Below are 14,507 nucleotides of genomic sequence, written 5' to 3' on the forward strand. Positions count from 1 at the left end.
GAGAACCCCTAATTAAGATATAGAAACATGGCTTTCAAAAAAGATACAAAGGTAAAGAATAATTTTACGAAGATTACCATCGGTCTCGCTTCACCAGAGGAGATCCTGGAAAATTCGTATGGTGAGGTTACTAAGCCTGAAACCATTAATTATCGAACATATAAGCCGGAGCGTGATGGTCTCTTCTGCGAGCGCATTTTTGGTCCTACCAAGGACTATGAGTGCGCCTGCGGCAAGTACAAGCGTATCCGTTATAAGGGAATCGTCTGCGACCGATGCGGTGTAGAGGTTACAGAGAAGAAGGTTCGTCGTGAGCGTTCTGGTCACATCGAGCTTGTTGTACCAGTGGCTCACATCTGGTACTTCCGTTCTCTCCCTAACAAGATTGGTTACCTTCTCGGTATGCCAACCAAGAAGCTTGATGCTGTTATCTACTACGAGAAGTATGTAGTGATCCAGCCTGGTATTCTTGAGGGTAAGACTGATGCTGACGGCATTGAGTTGAATGGTTCTCATAAGCTCGACCTCTTGTCAGAGGACGAGTATATGGCTATTCTTGATCAGTACGACCCAAATGGTGATAACGAGCGTCTGGAAGATACAGATCCTAATAAGTTCGTTGCTAAGATGGGTGCCGAGGCTATCTATCAGTTGTTGCAGAATGTGGATCTCGACTCTTTGTCATACGAACTCCGCGACCATGCCAACAATGACTCTAGCCAGCAGCGCAAGACTGAGGCATTGAAGCGCTTGAACGTAGTAGAGGGGTTCCGTGCCAGCAAGGGAATCAACAAGCCTGAGTGGATGGTCATGAAGATCATTCCTGTTACTCCTCCAGAGCTTCGTCCTTTGGTACCACTGGATGGTGGTCGTTTTGCAACATCAGACTTGAATGATCTCTATCGTCGTGTAATCATCCGTAACAACCGTTTGAAACGATTGGTAGAGATTAAGGCTCCTGAGGTGATTCTCCGTAACGAGAAGCGTATGTTGCAGGAGGCTGTTGACAGCTTGTTCGACAACTCACGCAAGAGCTCTGCTGTAAAGAGCGAGAGCAATCGTCCGTTGAAGTCTCTCTCAGATTCTTTGAAGGGTAAGCAGGGACGTTTCCGTCAGAACTTGTTGGGTAAGCGTGTTGACTACTCTGCTCGTTCCGTTATCGTTGTAGGTCCTGAGTTGAAGATGGGTGAGTGCGGTCTTCCTAAGTTGATGGCTGCAGAGCTTTACAAACCATTCATCATCCGTAAGTTGATTGAGCGTGGTATCGTAAAGACTGTCAAGAGTGCCAAGAAGATTGTTGATCGTCGTGAGCCAGTTATCTGGGATATTCTGGAGAATGTGATGAAGGGTCATCCGGTTATGTTGAACCGTGCCCCTACACTTCACCGTCTCGGTATCCAGGCATTCCAGCCTAAGATGATCGAGGGTAAGGCTATCCAGTTGCACCCATTGGCATGTACAGCGTTCAATGCCGACTTCGATGGAGACCAGATGGCTGTTCACCTTCCATTGAGCAACGAGGCTATCTTGGAGACTCAGATCCTGATGCTCCAGAGCCACAACATTTTGAACCCTGCTAATGGTGCACCTATCACCGTTCCTTCTCAGGATATGGTGCTTGGTCTCTACTATATTACAAAGATTCGCCCAGGTGCTAAGGGCGAGGGCTTGACATTCTATGGTCCTGAGGAGGCTTTGATTGCTCGTAACGAGGGACGTTGTGATCTCCATGCCTTGGTAAAGGTGATCGTTGACGACTTGGTTGACGGTAAGATCCAGAAGCGTATGATTGAGACCTCTGTAGGTCGTGTTATCGTGAATGGTATCATCCCTGATGAGGTAGGCTTCTTCAACGACGTTATCTCTAAGAAGACACTCCGCGGCTTGATTTCTAATGTAATCAAGGCTGTTGGTATGGCAGAGGCTTGTGCCTTCCTTGATGGTATCAAGAATCTGGGTTATCGTATGGCATACGTTGCTGGTTTGTCATTCAACCTTGGTGATATCATCATCCCACCTGAGAAGGAGGAGATTGTTGAGCGTGGTCGCAAGGAGGTTGAGGAAATCACCAACAACTATAATATGGGTTTCATCACCAACAAGGAGCGTTACAACCAGGTAATCGATGCGTGGACTCACGTAAATACCGATTTGGGTAATATCCTGATGAAGGAGATGACAGAGGCAGATCAGGGATTCAATGCCGTTTACATGATGCTTGACTCTGGAGCCCGTGGTTCTAAGGATCAGATTAAGCAGTTGTCTGGTATGCGTGGTTTGATGGCTAAGCCTCAGAAGGCTGGTGCAGAAGGTGCGCAGATTATTGAGAACCCTATCCTTTCTAACTTTAAGGAGGGTATGTCTGTGTTGGAGTACTTTATCGCTTCTCACGGTGCTCGTAAGGGTCTTGCTGATACCGCGATGAAGACTGCCGATGCTGGTTACTTGACTCGTCGTCTTGTTGACGTATCTCATGATGTCATCATTACTCAGGAGGATTGCGGTACCTTGCGTGGCTTGGTTTGCACCGCTTTGAAGAATGGTGATGAGATTATCTCTTCTCTCTATGAGCGTATCTTGGGTCGTGTATCTGTACACGATATCATCCACCCTACAACAGGTGAGTTGATCGTTAAGTCTGGTGAGGAAATCACAGAGGCTAAGGCTAAGATCATCGATGAGTCTCCAATCGAGAGCGTTGAGATCCGTTCAGTACTCACTTGTGAGAGCAAGAAGGGTGTCTGCATGAAGTGTTACGGCCGTAACTTGGCTACAGCTCGTATGGTTCAGCTCGGTGAGGCTGTGGGTGTCATCGCTGCACAGGCTATCGGTGAGCCTGGTACTCAGCTTACTCTCCGTACCTTCCACGCCGGTGGTATCGCGTCTAACGCTGCTGCCAACGCTAAGATTGCTGCGAAGAACAAGTCTCGCATCGAGTTTGATGAGTTGAGCACAGTTCCATTCGTAGAGGAAGATGAGGAAGGCAACGATATCAAGTGCGAGAAGGTAGTAAGCCACTTGGCTGAAATCCGTTTCGTTGATCCAAATACAAACATCGTTCTTGCTACATTGAATGTACCTTATGGTTCTTCTTTGTATCACAAGGAGGGTGAGATTGTTGAGAAGGATACTGTGATTGCTCGTTGGGACCCATTCAACGCCGTTATCGTCAGCCAGTACGCTGGTACCTTGAAGTTCAACGACGTTCAGAAGGATCAGACCTACCGTGCCGAGGTCGATGAGACTACTGGTTTGGAGGAGAAGATCATCACCGATTCTAAGAATAAGGCGATGGTTCCTTCTTGTGATGTTATTGATGCAAACGGTGAGATTGTAGGTACATATAACTTCCCTGTAGGTGGTCACCTCGTTGTAGAGGATGGTCAGACTATTAAGACTGGTGAGGTCTTGGTTAAGATTCCTCGCGCCGTAGGTGGTGCTGGTGATATCACCGGTGGTCTTCCACGTGTAACCGAGCTTCTCGAGGCTCGTAACCCATCTAACCCAGCTGTCGTATCTGAAATCGATGGTGAGGTAACTATGGGTAAGGTAAAGCGTGGTAACCGTGAGATCATCGTAACCTCTAAGACTGGCGACCAGAAGAAGTATCTCGTATCACTCTCTAAGCAGATCCTGGTACAGGAGCATGACGCCGTACGTGCTGGTACTCCTCTTTCTGATGGTAGTGTAACTCCAGGCGATATCCTCGCTATCATGGGTCCTACCGCTGTTCAGGAGTACATCGTTAACCAGATCCAGGACGTTTACCGTCTCCAGGGTGTGGCTATCAACGATAAGCACTTCGAGGTGGTTGTTCGTCAGATGATGCGTAAGGTTCGTATCGACGATCCAGGAGATACTACATTCTTGGAGCAGGAGTTGGTTGATAAGCTCGACTTCGCTGAGGAGAATGACCGTATCTGGGGTAAGAAGGTTGTTACCAATGCTGGTGACAGCACCGAGCTCAAGCCTGGTCAGATCATTACAGCACGTAAGTTGCGTGATGAGAACTCAGCATTGAAGCGTCGCGATATGAAGCTTGTTCAGGTTCGTGATGCCGTTGCTGCAACATCTACTCAGATCCTCCAGGGTATTACCCGTGCCGCTCTTGGTACCAAGAGCTTCATGAGTGCCGCTTCTTTCCAGGAGACCACTAAGGTCTTGAACGAGGCTGCTATTCGTGGTAAGGTAGATTACCTTGAGGGAATGAAGGAGAATGTTATCTGCGGTCACTTGATTCCAGCAGGTACTGGTCTCCGCCAGTGGGAGAAGCTTGTTGTTGGTTCTAAGGAAGAGTACGAGCGCATGCAGGCTAACAGAAAGAATGTACTCGACTATGCAGATTCTCCAATCGTGGACTAATCTGAAGGTTAGAGTAACATATATATAATAAGGTATAAGAGCCATAGGTGAGTCATCATCTATGGCTCTTTTCTTGATATTGCCTGCCTGTTGATGATATCAAATCAACTGTCTCAAGTAAAAATAGCATCCTGTCCAAATACTGCTGTTGTCAGTGATAAAGCTACGTCAACTGATGTCAAGAAGGAAATTGTGCTTAAGACTTTCGACAATGTTTCCTGAGAAACGATGCTCGGAGAAATGGCAGAGTATTATGGAGTGAAGATTGTGTTCCAGAACCAGGAAGCCAAGCAGCTTCGTTTCTATTATGAATGGAACAGCGAGAACAGTCTGCAGAGTGTAGTGGATGAATTGAATCATTCACAACAGATAATTCTCTCTTTGGACAATGAGCAACTGAAGGATTTAGACAAGGCTACCCGTCGATATAAAATCAGTTTTATCTATAATGAACTGGAAGATTTCACCGTCACTACCTCTTTCCGTAATCTCGATTTGCAGGAAGCTTTGGGGCGGGTCTTTGGATTTTATCCGATGAAGGCTACGATAGAGGATAGCTTGATATTCGTGGAATGTACCCAAAAGGAACCTACCAAATTGATGGGACGGGTGATTGATGAACGTCATCGACCAGTGGAGTTTGCCAATGTGGCTTTGCTCAATCCCAGGGATTCTTCCTTTCTCACAGGTGGTGTGACCAATGCCAGCGGCAATTTCGTGCTACCTTGTGGCATGAAGAAGGTTCTCGCCAAAGTAAGTTGCGTGGGTTATCACACCTTATATAATATATATTATATAATGTGGGAAAAGTCGGAAATGTTGTGTTGAAGGAGAGTACCATGCATATCAATGGTGTTACGGTGAAGGCGAAGTTGCCCTCTTTCAAGATGGGACGTGAAGGAATGCTCATAGACATACAGCATTCTGATTTGTCAAAAGTAGGAGATGCCGTTGATGTATTCCGACAATTACCTCGCATCAATGTAAGTAGTACCGATGTCATCAGCGTTTATGGCAAGGGTACACCTATTTATATATATCAACAATAAACAGGTGAGAGATTCCAGGGAATTGCAGCGCCTGAAGTCTGATGCCATCAAGAATGTGGAAATCATTACTTCGCCTGGTGCAAGATATGATGCCACGGTTAGCTCGGTGATTCGCATCCGGACCGTCAAGAAGCAAGGTGAAGGTATGAGTGGTTTCTTGCCTTTTCATATCCTTTAGGCTCGTTTTCAATGGATGCAGGATTGAGATACGAGTATGTGTCTGCCAAGTATTATTCTTTTGGAAAGTATGAAGAAGAGCCTAGCAGGAATTATAGCAATTGGTTTCCCAACCTGACCCTGTCATGGAATAAGGAAACATGGGCTGCATCTCTGGCATATACCTGCAAGACAAAGCGTCCTTCTTATAGTTCCTTGCGCAATGAGGTGCAGTATGATAATCGCTATATGTATGAAGGTGGCGATCCTTATCTTCGTCCTACCATTGCTCATGATGTATCATTGGATGTGATGTGCAACTGGATTTCGTTTGGTGTGGAATATCTTTATGAGGATAATCCCATCATCTGGTATGCTACCCTTTATAAACATCAGGATATAGCCTTCTTGAGGAATATATAATGCCTTCCGCCGGTATCGCTCTGGTTATTTTGCCTCTATGCGAATGGTTAAGACATTCTTCGATGAAGCCTTGACTGTTAATTTCTATGCTGATGATATCTTCAGAAGTCAGAAAGACCAATGGACCATGTATGGCGACCATTCAACCTTGACGAAGGATAGTTATCATAGTGCCCGTGAAATTGGTGTCAGGGTGGTCTATAAATTCAATTCTGGTCATAGAAAGTATAAGGGTTCTGGTGCTGGTAATGCAGAAAAGAGCCGTTTCTGATAGACCGGTTCTTCAGATAAAAAAGAAATTGTATTTCAAAAGTCCTTTCACGCTAAGCATATGTCTTTGTATTGGAAGCATTTTAGTGTGAAAGGACTTTTAACACAAAATAATTGGCAAATTATTCTTCTTTTTCAGATATTATGTGTAAATTTGCACTATCATTTAAAGTTTAATCCTATTAACTTAATAAAATTATGGAAGAAAATAAGAATAATCAACAGCAGCAGAATCAGTTCCAGATGGGCATCAGCCCAGAAGTAGCAGAGGGTATATACTCTAACTTGGCACTGATTACTCATTCTAATTCAGATTTCATCTTGGATTTTGCATGTGCACTTCCAGGAATGCCGGCACCTCAGATCAAGAGCCGTGTCATCATGGCACCTGAGCATGCCAAGCGTTTGCTCCAGGCATTGCAGAGCAATGTTTATAACTACGAGCAGGCTTTCGGTAAGATTAAGTTGGCAGACGAGCCAGAGCGTACTATTGCTCCATTTGGCACACCAAAAGGTGAGGCTTAATGCATAACCACATACATACTAAGACTAAATTTCCTGCTAAAAGCCGCTTTTTCTTTATAATATTTGTTTTTAATAGTTATATAAAGTTAAAACTGACCCTCGTTTTTTAAAAGTCTCCTTAATATTTAGGTAGTTTGCCGAAAAAGTCGTAACTTTGCACCCCGAAAAGCCCCATAAGGTGGTGGCTTATACGGAAATAAGACAATAATAAAAATAAAATAATAAATTAAAAAGTAAAATTATGCCTACTATTTCACAGTTAGTAAGAAAAGGCAGACGAGTATTGGTAGACAAGAGCAAGTCACCAGCTTTGGATTCATGTCCTCAGCGTCGTGGTGTTTGTGTTCGTGTTTACACAACAACTCCAAAGAAGCCTAATTCGGCAATGCGTAAGGTTGCCCGTGTTCGTTTGACAAACTCTAAGGAGGTTAACTCTTACATCCCAGGAGAGGGTCACAACTTGCAGGAGCACTCAATCGTGTTGGTTCGCGGTGGTCGTGTTAAGGACCTCCCAGGTGTACGTTATCACATCGTTCGTGGTACTCTTGATACCGCAGGTGTTGCAAACCGCACACAGCGTCGTTCTAAGTACGGTGCTAAGCGTCCAAAGGCAAAGAAGTAATTCTAATCCGGACAAAATTAAAAGAAATCCGAAAACTCACGGTCGGAGAAGGTCGAGAGTTTAGGTAAAAAGATTATTTTATTAAACGTTTTGCTGGAGAAGTAACAGGTTGAGTAAATACTCGGGTGCGAGTGTTGAAGAACGATATACAGCCCCATGCAGAATTTAAATTTTTTCGATTAAAAAATGAGAAAAGCAAAACCAAAGAAGAGAGTGATCCTCCCAGATCCAGTCTTCAATGACCAGAAGGTCTCTAAATTCGTAAATCATTTGATGTATGATGGTAAGAAGAATACATCTTATGAGATTTTCTACAATGCACTCGATACCGTAAAGGCTAAGATGGCTAACGAGGAGAAGTCTGCACTTGAGATTTGGAAGCAGGCTCTCGACAATATTACTCCACAGGTTGAGGTTAAGAGCCGCCGTATTGGTGGTGCAACCTTCCAGGTTCCTACAGAAATTCGTCCTGATCGCAAGGAGAGTATCTCTATGAAGAATCTTATTATCTTCGCTCGCAAGCGTGGTGGTAAGACTATGGCAGATAAGCTCGCTGCAGAGATTATGGATGCTTATAACAATCAGGGTGGCGCTTTCAAGCGTAAGGAGGATATGCATCGTATGGCTGAGGCTAACCGTGCATTTGCTCACTTCAGATTCTAATTTAACATATAAAATAGGTTTAAAAGAAAATGGCAAATCGCGATTTACATTTGACACGTAACATCGGTATCATGGCGCACATCGATGCCGGAAAGACAACAACATCTGAGCGTATCTTGTTCTATACAGGTAAGACTCATAAGATCGGTGAGGTACACGATGGTGCTGCTACAATGGACTGGATGGTCCAGGAGCAGGAGCGTGGTATTACTATCACTTCTGCAGCTACAACTTGTAACTGGAACTATCTCGGTAAGTCTTATAAGATTAACTTGATCGATACTCCGGGACACGTTGACTTCACTGCTGAGGTTGAGCGTTCACTCCGTGTACTCGATGGTGCTGTTGCTACATATTCTGCAGCTGACGGTGTACAGCCACAGTCAGAGACAGTATGGCGCCAGGCTGACAAGTACAATGTACCTCGTATCGGTTATGTAAACAAGATGGACCGTTCAGGTGCTAACTTCTTTGAGACAGTTCAGCAGATGAAGGATATCTTGGGTGCTAATCCTATTGCTATTCAGATTCCTATTGGTGCAGAGGAGAACTTCAAGGGTGTAGTTGACCTGATCAAGATGAAGGCTATTCTCTGGCACGATGAGACTATGGGTGCTGAGTATGACGTAGAGGAAATTCCTGCTGATTTGGCTGACGAGGCTGCAGAGTGGCGTGATAAGCTTCTTGAGGGTGCTGCTAACTTCGATGACGAGGTTATGGAGCTCTATCTCGATGGTCAGGATATTCCAGAGGAGAAACTCCTTGCTGCTATCCGTAAGGGTTGCTGCGCTATGGAATGCTGCCCAATGTTGCTCGGTTCTTCATACAAGAACAAGGGTGTTCAGCCATTGCTCGACTATGTATGTGCATTCTTGCCATCACCAATGGATACTCCAAATATCATCGGTACTAACCCTGATACAGAAGAGGAAGAGGATCGTAAGCCATCTGAGGATGAGCCAACTTCTGCTCTCGCATTTAAGATTGCTACTGACCCATTCATGGGCCGCTTGGTATTCTTCCGCGTTTACTCTGGTAAGGTTGTTGCTGGTTCTTATGTTTACAACCCACGTTCTGGCAAGCGCGAGCGTATCAGCCGTCTGTTCCAGATGAACTCTAAGCAGGAAATTCCAATGGAGTCAATCGACGCAGGTGATATCGGTGCAGGTGTAGGTTTCAAGGATATCCGTACTGGTGATACACTCTGTGATGAGGATCACCCAATTGTATTGGAGTCTATGACATTCCCTGATACTGTAATCTCTATCGCAGTTGAGCCTAAGAGCCAGGCTGACATCGCTAAGTTGGATAACGGTCTCGCTAAGTTGGCTGAGGAGGATCCAACCTTTACAGTACGTACTGATGAGCAGAGCGGTCAGACAATCATCTCTGGTATGGGTGAGCTCCACTTGGATATCATCATCGACCGTTTGAAGCGTGAGTTCAAGGTTGAGTGTAACCAGGGTAAACCTCAGGTTAACTACAAGGAGGCTATCACTAAGACAGCTCAGAGCCGTGAGACTTACAAGAAGCAGTCTGGTGGTCGTGGTAAGTTCGCTTGTATCGATGTAACCATCGGTCCTAAGGACGAGGATTACAAGGAGGGCGACTTGCAGTTCATCAACGAGGTTAAGGGTGGTAACGTTCCTAAGGAATTCATCCCATCAGTACAGAAGGGCTTCGCTGACTGTTTGTCAAATGGTGTACTCGGTGGCTTCCCAATGACAGGTTTGAAGGTAACTTTGACCGATGGTAGCTTCCACCCAGTTGACTCTGACCAGTTGTCATTCGAGTTGGTAGCACATCAGGCATTCAAGGTGCTTTGCCCTAAGGCAGGTCCTGTTTTGATGGAGCCTATCATGAAGGTAGAGGTTGTTACTCCAGAAGAGAATATGGGTGATGTAATCGGTGACTTGAACAAGCGCCGTGGTCTCGTTCAGGGTATGGAGGAAGGCCGTAGCGGTGCTCGCATCGTAAAGGCTATGGTTCCATTGGCCGAGATGTTCGGTTATGTAACAGCTTTGCGTACTATCACTTCAGGTCGTGCAACAAGCTCTATGGAGTATGATCACCACGCACCTCTCTCTTCAGCAATCGCTAAGGCAGTGTTGGAGGAGGTTAAGGGTCACGCAGAACTCCTTTAATAAAAAAGAAATAACGGTAAGATGAGGCGCTGCTTAGCGAATGACTCTTAAGCAGCGTACCTCTTCTTCCATTAGACTAAAATAATTCATATTAATAATAACTTAATTTTAAAAATGAGTCAGAAAATCAGAATTAAGCTGAAGTCTTACGACCACCAGTTGGTTGACAAGTCAGCTGAGAAGATTGTGAAGGCTGTTAAGGCAACAGGCGCTATCGTTAGCGGTCCTATTCCATTGCCAACACACAAGCGTATTTTTACTGTAAACCGCAGTACTTTCGTTAACAAGAAGTCTCGCGAGCAGTTCCAGCTCTCAGATTTCAAGCGTCTCATCGACATCTACAGCTCAACAGCTAAGACCGTTGATGCCTTGATGAAGCTTGAATTGCCAAGTGGTGTAGAAGTAGAAATCAAAGTCTAATTATTTAAAATTAAATTGAAATGCCAGGATTAATTGGAAGAAAAATCGGAATGACATCCGTTTTCAGTGCCGACGGTAAGAATATTCCGTGCACTGTTATCGAAGTAGGTCCTTGTGTTGTAACCCAGGTTAAGACCGTAGAGAAGGATGGTTACAAGGCTTATCAGTTAGGTTTCGGCGAGGCTAAGGAGAATCGCACTTCTCAGCCTATGATGGGAATCTTCAAGAAGGCAGGCACAACACCTAAGAAGCACTTGGCCGAGTTCAAGTTTGATGAGGAGTACAACCTCGGTGACACCATTACAGTTGATATCTTCAACGGCTGCAAGTTCGTTGACGTAATTGGTACATCAAAGGGTAAAGGCTTCCAGGGCGTTGTTAAGCGTCACGGATTCGGTGGTGTAGGTCAGTCTACTCATGGTCAGGATGACCGCGCTCGCAAGCCGGGATCTATTGGTGCATGTTCTTACCCTGCAAAGGTATTCAAGGGTATGCGCATGGGTGGCCAAATGGGAGGTGATAGAGTAACAACTCAGAACCTTCAGGTGTTAAAGGTAATTCCAGAGCAGAATCTCCTTATCGTTAAGGGTTCTTTCGCTGGATGCAAAGGTTCAACTGTTTTAATTGAGAAATAATGGAAGTTAGCGTATTAGATATCAAAGGTCAGGAGACCGGCCGCAAGGTAGCTCTTAATGATGCAGTCTTCGGCATAGAGCCTAACGATCACGTTCTCTACCTCGACGTAAAGCAGTATCTCGCTAACCAGCGTCAGGGTACAGCTAAGTCTAAGGAGAGAAGCGAGATGAGCGGTTCTACTCGTAAGCTTGGTCGTCAGAAGGGCGGCGGCGGTGCTCGCCGTGGTGATATTAACTCACCTGTACTCGTAGGTGGTGCTCGCGTATTTGGTCCTAAGCCACGTGATTACCGCTTCAAGCTCAACAAGAAGGTAAAGATTCTTGCTCGTAAGTCTGCATTGTCTTATAAGGCACAGGAGAGCGCAATCGTGATGTTGGAAGATTTCACTTTTGAGGCTCCAAAGACTAAAGAATTCTTAAGTGTTCTTAAGAATCTTAAAATCGAGGGCAAAAAGGTACTCTTCGTTTTGCCAGAATCAAATAAAAACGTATATTTGTCTGCACGTAACTTACAGCGCGCTGAGGTTATCCTCGCATCTAACGTCAATTCGTACAAAGTTTTGAACGCTGATGTCGTAGTGATTACTGAGAAGTCGCTTGAGACTATCGACCAGATCTTAACAAAGTAAAAAGGAGATATTAGAATATGGCATTTATTATCAAACCATTGGTTACTGAGAAGATGACCAAGATTACAGACAAGCAGCCTAACCGCTATGGCTTCGTTGTTCGTCCTGAGGCTAATAAGCTCGAGATTAAGAAGGAAGTTGAGAGTCTGTATAATGTTACAGTAGTTGACGTGAACACAATTCGCTACGCTGGCAAGCGCTCTGCTCGTTACACTAAGGCAGGTCTTGTTAAGGGTCAGAAGAATGCGTTCAAGAAGGCAATCGTTACTCTGAAGGAGGGCGATACAATTGATTTTTACAGCAATATTTAAAATAAAAAATGGCAGTACGTAAATTAAAACCGGTTACTCCGGGTCAAAGACACAAGGTTATTGGCACGTTCGAGGATATTACTGCATCCGTGCCAGAGAAGTCTCTCGTTTACGGTAAGCGTTCTACCGGCGGTCGAAACAACACCGGTAAGATGACCGTTCGCTACATTGGCGGTGGTCACAAGCAGAAGTATCGTTTAATCGACTTCAAACGTGAGAAAGATGGTGTTCCAGCAGTTGTTAAGACAATCGAGTACGATCCAAACCGTTCGGCTCGTATCGCGTTGCTTTACTACGCTGATGGTGAAAAACGTTACATTATTGCTCCTAACGGACTTCAGGTAGGCGCTACTTTGATGTCAGGTGCAGAAGCTGCTCCTGAGATTGGTAACTGTCTTCCTTTGGCAAACATCCCTGTAGGTACAGTGATCCACAACATCGAGTTGCGTCCTGGTCAGGGTGCTTTGTTGGTTCGTTCGGCTGGTAATTTTGCTCAGTTGACTTCTCGTGAGGGCAGTTATTGTGTAATTAAGCTCCCTTCTGGTGAAACACGCCAGATTTTGAGTGCTTGTAAGGCTACAGTTGGTAGTGTTGGTAACTCAGACCACGCACTTGAGCAGTCTGGTAAGGCTGGTCGCTCTCGCTGGTTGGGTCGTCGTCCACACAACCGTGGTGTTGTTATGAACCCTGTTGATCACCCAATGGGTGGTGGTGAAGGTCGCCAGAGTGGTGGTCACCCACGTTCACGTAAGGGCTTGTACGCTAAGGGTCTTAAGACTCGCGCACCTAAGAAGCTTTCTAACAAGTATATTATCGAAAGAGCTAACAAAAAATAAAGAGTAAATTATGAGTCGTTCACTTAAAAAGGGTCCATACATCAACGTTTCTCTCGAGAAGAAGATTCTCGCTATGAACGAGAGTGGCAAGAAGAATGTTGTTAAGACATGGGCTAGAGCTTCAATGATATCTCCTGATTTCGTAGGACATACTGTTGCAGTTCATAACGGTAATAAATTTATCCCTGTTTATGTTACAGAGAATATGGTTGGCCACAAGCTTGGAGAGTTCGCTCCAACACGTCGCTTTGGCGGTCACTCTGGTAACAGAAAGTAAGCTAAGGGTTAAACCATTTAAAAATTTAAGTAAATAATGGGAGCAAGAAAACATATTGCGGCTGAAAAATTGAAAGAAGCCCGTAAAAACTTGTACTTCGCTAAGTTGGTAGGCGTTCCTTCTTCTCCACGTAAGATGCGCTATGTAGTAGACATGATTCGTGGTATGGAGGTTAACCGTGCACTCGGAGTACTTCGCTTCTCTAAGAAGCAGGCATCTGCTGACGTTGAGAAATTACTTCGTTCAGCTATCGCTAACTGGGAGGCAAAGAATAATCGCAAGGCTGAAGACGGTGAGCTTTATATCAGTAAGGTCTTCGTTGACGAAGGCGTTACAATGAAACGTATGAGACCTGCACCACAGGGTCGTGGTTATAGAATCCGTAAGCGTTCTAACCATGTTACTCTCTTTGTTGATGCAAAAACTAATGACGAAAAATAATTAAGTAGAATGGGACAGAAAGTTAATCCGATTAGTAACCGACTTGGTGTTATCCGTGGTTGGGATTCAAATTGGTTCGGTGGTAAGAACTTCGGTGACAACCTCGTAGAGGATCAGAAAATCCGTAAGTATCTTAACGAGCGTCTTGCTAAGGCAAGTGTTTCTCGTATCGTTATCGAACGTACATTGAAGCTTGTTACCATTACTATTTGCACAGCCCGTCCAGGTATTGTCATTGGTAAAGGTGGTCAGGATGTAGATAAGTTGAAGGAAGAGTTGAAGAAGCTTTATAAGAAAGATATTCAGATCAACATCTTCGAGGTTAAGAAGCCTGAGCTTGATGCTACCATCGTAGGTAAGAACATCGCGAGCCAGATTGAGCACATGATTGCTTATCGTCGCGCTATCAAGATGGCAGTTGCTAACACTATGCGTGCTGGTGCTGAGGGTATCAAGATTCAGATTACAGGTCGTCTGAACGGTGCTGAAATGGCACGTAAGGAAATGTACAAGGAGGGTCGTACACCTCTCCATACATTCCGTGCAGACATCGACTACTGCCAGTGCGAGGCACTTACCAAGGTAGGTTTGCTTGGCATCAAGGTATGGATTTGCCGTGGTGAGGTTTATGGTAAGGCTGATCTTACTCCAAACTTCTCACAGGACAACAAGAGCAACAACCGTGGTAACGGCCGCTCTAACAACCGTGGTGGTAATCGTAAAAGAAACAATAACCGTTAAATT

At 45.0% G+C, this 14,507-nt stretch carries 18 protein-coding genes; all 18 read left to right on the forward strand.

Going from position 1 to position 14,507, the window contains the following annotated elements; translation table 11 throughout:
* The first annotated feature begins 27 nt into the window (after nucleotides 1–27).
* Nucleotides 28–4,362 carry a DNA-directed RNA polymerase subunit beta' gene (gene rpoC, locus AAAT87_RS09295; protein ID WP_295024918.1) on the forward strand — a complete coding sequence of 1,445 codons (4,335 nt, stop codon included), beginning with the start codon at nucleotides 28–30 and terminating at the stop codon, nucleotides 4,360–4,362.
* 240 nt (nucleotides 4,363–4,602) lie between these two features.
* Nucleotides 4,603–5,190, forward strand: a complete 588-nt coding sequence (locus AAAT87_RS09300) for a FecR domain-containing protein (protein WP_349226246.1) — start codon at nucleotides 4,603–4,605, stop codon at nucleotides 5,188–5,190.
* Nucleotides 5,184–5,411, forward strand: coding sequence for a hypothetical protein (locus tag AAAT87_RS09305; protein WP_349226247.1), 228 nt, complete (start codon nucleotides 5,184–5,186; stop codon nucleotides 5,409–5,411). The genes AAAT87_RS09300 and AAAT87_RS09305 overlap by 7 nt, the downstream gene beginning before the upstream one ends.
* 4 nt (nucleotides 5,412–5,415) lie before the next feature.
* On the forward strand, nucleotides 5,416–5,589 hold the full coding sequence (locus tag AAAT87_RS09310; RefSeq protein ID WP_349226248.1) for a hypothetical protein: 174 nt from the start codon (nucleotides 5,416–5,418) through the stop codon (nucleotides 5,587–5,589).
* Between the two features lie 11 nt (nucleotides 5,590–5,600).
* Nucleotides 5,601–5,990, forward strand: coding sequence for a TonB-dependent receptor domain-containing protein (locus AAAT87_RS09315; protein WP_349226249.1), 390 nt, complete (start codon nucleotides 5,601–5,603; stop codon nucleotides 5,988–5,990).
* Between the two features lie 43 nt (nucleotides 5,991–6,033).
* Nucleotides 6,034–6,261, forward strand: a complete 228-nt coding sequence (locus AAAT87_RS09320; RefSeq protein ID WP_487250781.1) for a hypothetical protein — start codon at nucleotides 6,034–6,036, stop codon at nucleotides 6,259–6,261.
* A gap of 197 nt (nucleotides 6,262–6,458) precedes the next feature.
* Nucleotides 6,459–6,785 (forward strand): DUF3467 domain-containing protein, encoded by a 327-nt coding sequence (locus AAAT87_RS09325; RefSeq protein ID WP_296972722.1) that lies wholly within the window; start codon nucleotides 6,459–6,461, stop codon nucleotides 6,783–6,785.
* A gap of 241 nt (nucleotides 6,786–7,026) precedes the next feature.
* A complete protein-coding gene (rpsL, locus tag AAAT87_RS09330; RefSeq protein WP_006848839.1) occupies nucleotides 7,027–7,407 on the forward strand; it encodes a 30S ribosomal protein S12 in 381 nt (126 codons plus the stop codon).
* 186 nt (nucleotides 7,408–7,593) lie between these two features.
* The gene (rpsG, locus tag AAAT87_RS09335; RefSeq protein WP_022110377.1) at nucleotides 7,594–8,070 is read left to right on the forward strand and encodes a 30S ribosomal protein S7; all 477 of its coding nucleotides are present in this window, start codon (nucleotides 7,594–7,596) and stop codon (nucleotides 8,068–8,070) included.
* A 29-nt stretch (nucleotides 8,071–8,099) separates the two neighbouring features.
* Nucleotides 8,100–10,214, forward strand: a complete 2,115-nt coding sequence (gene fusA / locus AAAT87_RS09340) for an elongation factor G (protein ID WP_349226250.1) — start codon at nucleotides 8,100–8,102, stop codon at nucleotides 10,212–10,214.
* 114 nt (nucleotides 10,215–10,328) lie between these two features.
* On the forward strand, nucleotides 10,329–10,634 hold the full coding sequence (gene rpsJ, locus AAAT87_RS09345) for a 30S ribosomal protein S10 (protein ID WP_006283658.1): 306 nt from the start codon (nucleotides 10,329–10,331) through the stop codon (nucleotides 10,632–10,634).
* Between the two features lie 20 nt (nucleotides 10,635–10,654).
* Nucleotides 10,655–11,269 carry a 50S ribosomal protein L3 gene (gene rplC, locus AAAT87_RS09350; RefSeq protein ID WP_089543927.1) on the forward strand — a complete coding sequence of 205 codons (615 nt, stop codon included), beginning with the start codon at nucleotides 10,655–10,657 and terminating at the stop codon, nucleotides 11,267–11,269.
* Nucleotides 11,269–11,898 (forward strand): 50S ribosomal protein L4, encoded by a 630-nt coding sequence (gene rplD, locus AAAT87_RS09355; RefSeq protein ID WP_089543926.1) that lies wholly within the window; start codon nucleotides 11,269–11,271, stop codon nucleotides 11,896–11,898. Before rplC ends, rplD begins: the two co-directional genes overlap by 1 nt.
* A gap of 17 nt (nucleotides 11,899–11,915) precedes the next feature.
* A complete protein-coding gene (rplW, locus tag AAAT87_RS09360) occupies nucleotides 11,916–12,209 on the forward strand; it encodes a 50S ribosomal protein L23 (RefSeq protein WP_006848834.1) in 294 nt (97 codons plus the stop codon).
* Nucleotides 12,210–12,217: 8 nt separating this feature from the next.
* A complete protein-coding gene (gene rplB / locus AAAT87_RS09365) occupies nucleotides 12,218–13,045 on the forward strand; it encodes a 50S ribosomal protein L2 (protein WP_089543925.1) in 828 nt (275 codons plus the stop codon).
* A 10-nt stretch (nucleotides 13,046–13,055) separates the two neighbouring features.
* The gene (rpsS, locus tag AAAT87_RS09370; protein ID WP_006848832.1) at nucleotides 13,056–13,322 is read left to right on the forward strand and encodes a 30S ribosomal protein S19; all 267 of its coding nucleotides are present in this window, start codon (nucleotides 13,056–13,058) and stop codon (nucleotides 13,320–13,322) included.
* Between the two features lie 36 nt (nucleotides 13,323–13,358).
* Entirely contained in the window at nucleotides 13,359–13,763 is a 405-nt protein-coding gene (gene rplV / locus AAAT87_RS09375) for a 50S ribosomal protein L22 (protein WP_006848831.1), read from the forward strand.
* A gap of 9 nt (nucleotides 13,764–13,772) precedes the next feature.
* Entirely contained in the window at nucleotides 13,773–14,504 is a 732-nt protein-coding gene (gene rpsC, locus AAAT87_RS09380; protein WP_089543924.1) for a 30S ribosomal protein S3, read from the forward strand.
* Nucleotides 14,505–14,507: the final 3 nt, after the last annotated feature.

Origin of the sequence: Segatella sinensis (assembly GCF_040095255.1) — a bacterium.
GTDB classification, from domain to species: Bacteria; Bacteroidota; Bacteroidia; order Bacteroidales; family Bacteroidaceae; genus Prevotella; species Prevotella sinensis.

Excerpts from the sequence above, each read along its gene's own strand:
- AAAT87_RS09320 (WP_487250781.1), top strand. The coding sequence starts at position 6,034 with ATGGTTAAGACATTCTTCGATGAAGCCTTGACTGTTAATTTCTATGCT.
- rplB (WP_089543925.1), top strand. The coding sequence starts at position 12,218 with ATGGCAGTACGTAAATTAAAACCGGTTACTCCGGGTCAAAGACACAAG.
- rplD (WP_089543926.1), top strand. The coding sequence starts at position 11,269 with ATGGAAGTTAGCGTATTAGATATCAAAGGTCAGGAGACCGGCCGCAAG.
- AAAT87_RS09315 (WP_349226249.1), top strand. The coding sequence starts at position 5,601 with ATGGATGCAGGATTGAGATACGAGTATGTGTCTGCCAAGTATTATTCT.
- rplW (WP_006848834.1), top strand. The coding sequence starts at position 11,916 with ATGGCATTTATTATCAAACCATTGGTTACTGAGAAGATGACCAAGATT.
- fusA (WP_349226250.1), top strand. The coding sequence starts at position 8,100 with ATGGCAAATCGCGATTTACATTTGACACGTAACATCGGTATCATGGCG.
- rpsG (WP_022110377.1), top strand. The coding sequence starts at position 7,594 with ATGAGAAAAGCAAAACCAAAGAAGAGAGTGATCCTCCCAGATCCAGTC.
- AAAT87_RS09300 (WP_349226246.1), top strand. The coding sequence starts at position 4,603 with ATGGCAGAGTATTATGGAGTGAAGATTGTGTTCCAGAACCAGGAAGCC.
- AAAT87_RS09325 (WP_296972722.1), top strand. The coding sequence starts at position 6,459 with ATGGAAGAAAATAAGAATAATCAACAGCAGCAGAATCAGTTCCAGATG.
- rpsS (WP_006848832.1), top strand. The coding sequence starts at position 13,056 with ATGAGTCGTTCACTTAAAAAGGGTCCATACATCAACGTTTCTCTCGAG.
- rpsL (WP_006848839.1), top strand. The coding sequence starts at position 7,027 with ATGCCTACTATTTCACAGTTAGTAAGAAAAGGCAGACGAGTATTGGTA.
- rpsC (WP_089543924.1), top strand. The coding sequence starts at position 13,773 with ATGGGACAGAAAGTTAATCCGATTAGTAACCGACTTGGTGTTATCCGT.
- rplC (WP_089543927.1), top strand. The coding sequence starts at position 10,655 with ATGCCAGGATTAATTGGAAGAAAAATCGGAATGACATCCGTTTTCAGT.
- rpsJ (WP_006283658.1), top strand. The coding sequence starts at position 10,329 with ATGAGTCAGAAAATCAGAATTAAGCTGAAGTCTTACGACCACCAGTTG.
- rplV (WP_006848831.1), top strand. The coding sequence starts at position 13,359 with ATGGGAGCAAGAAAACATATTGCGGCTGAAAAATTGAAAGAAGCCCGT.
- rpoC (WP_295024918.1), top strand. The coding sequence starts at position 28 with ATGGCTTTCAAAAAAGATACAAAGGTAAAGAATAATTTTACGAAGATT.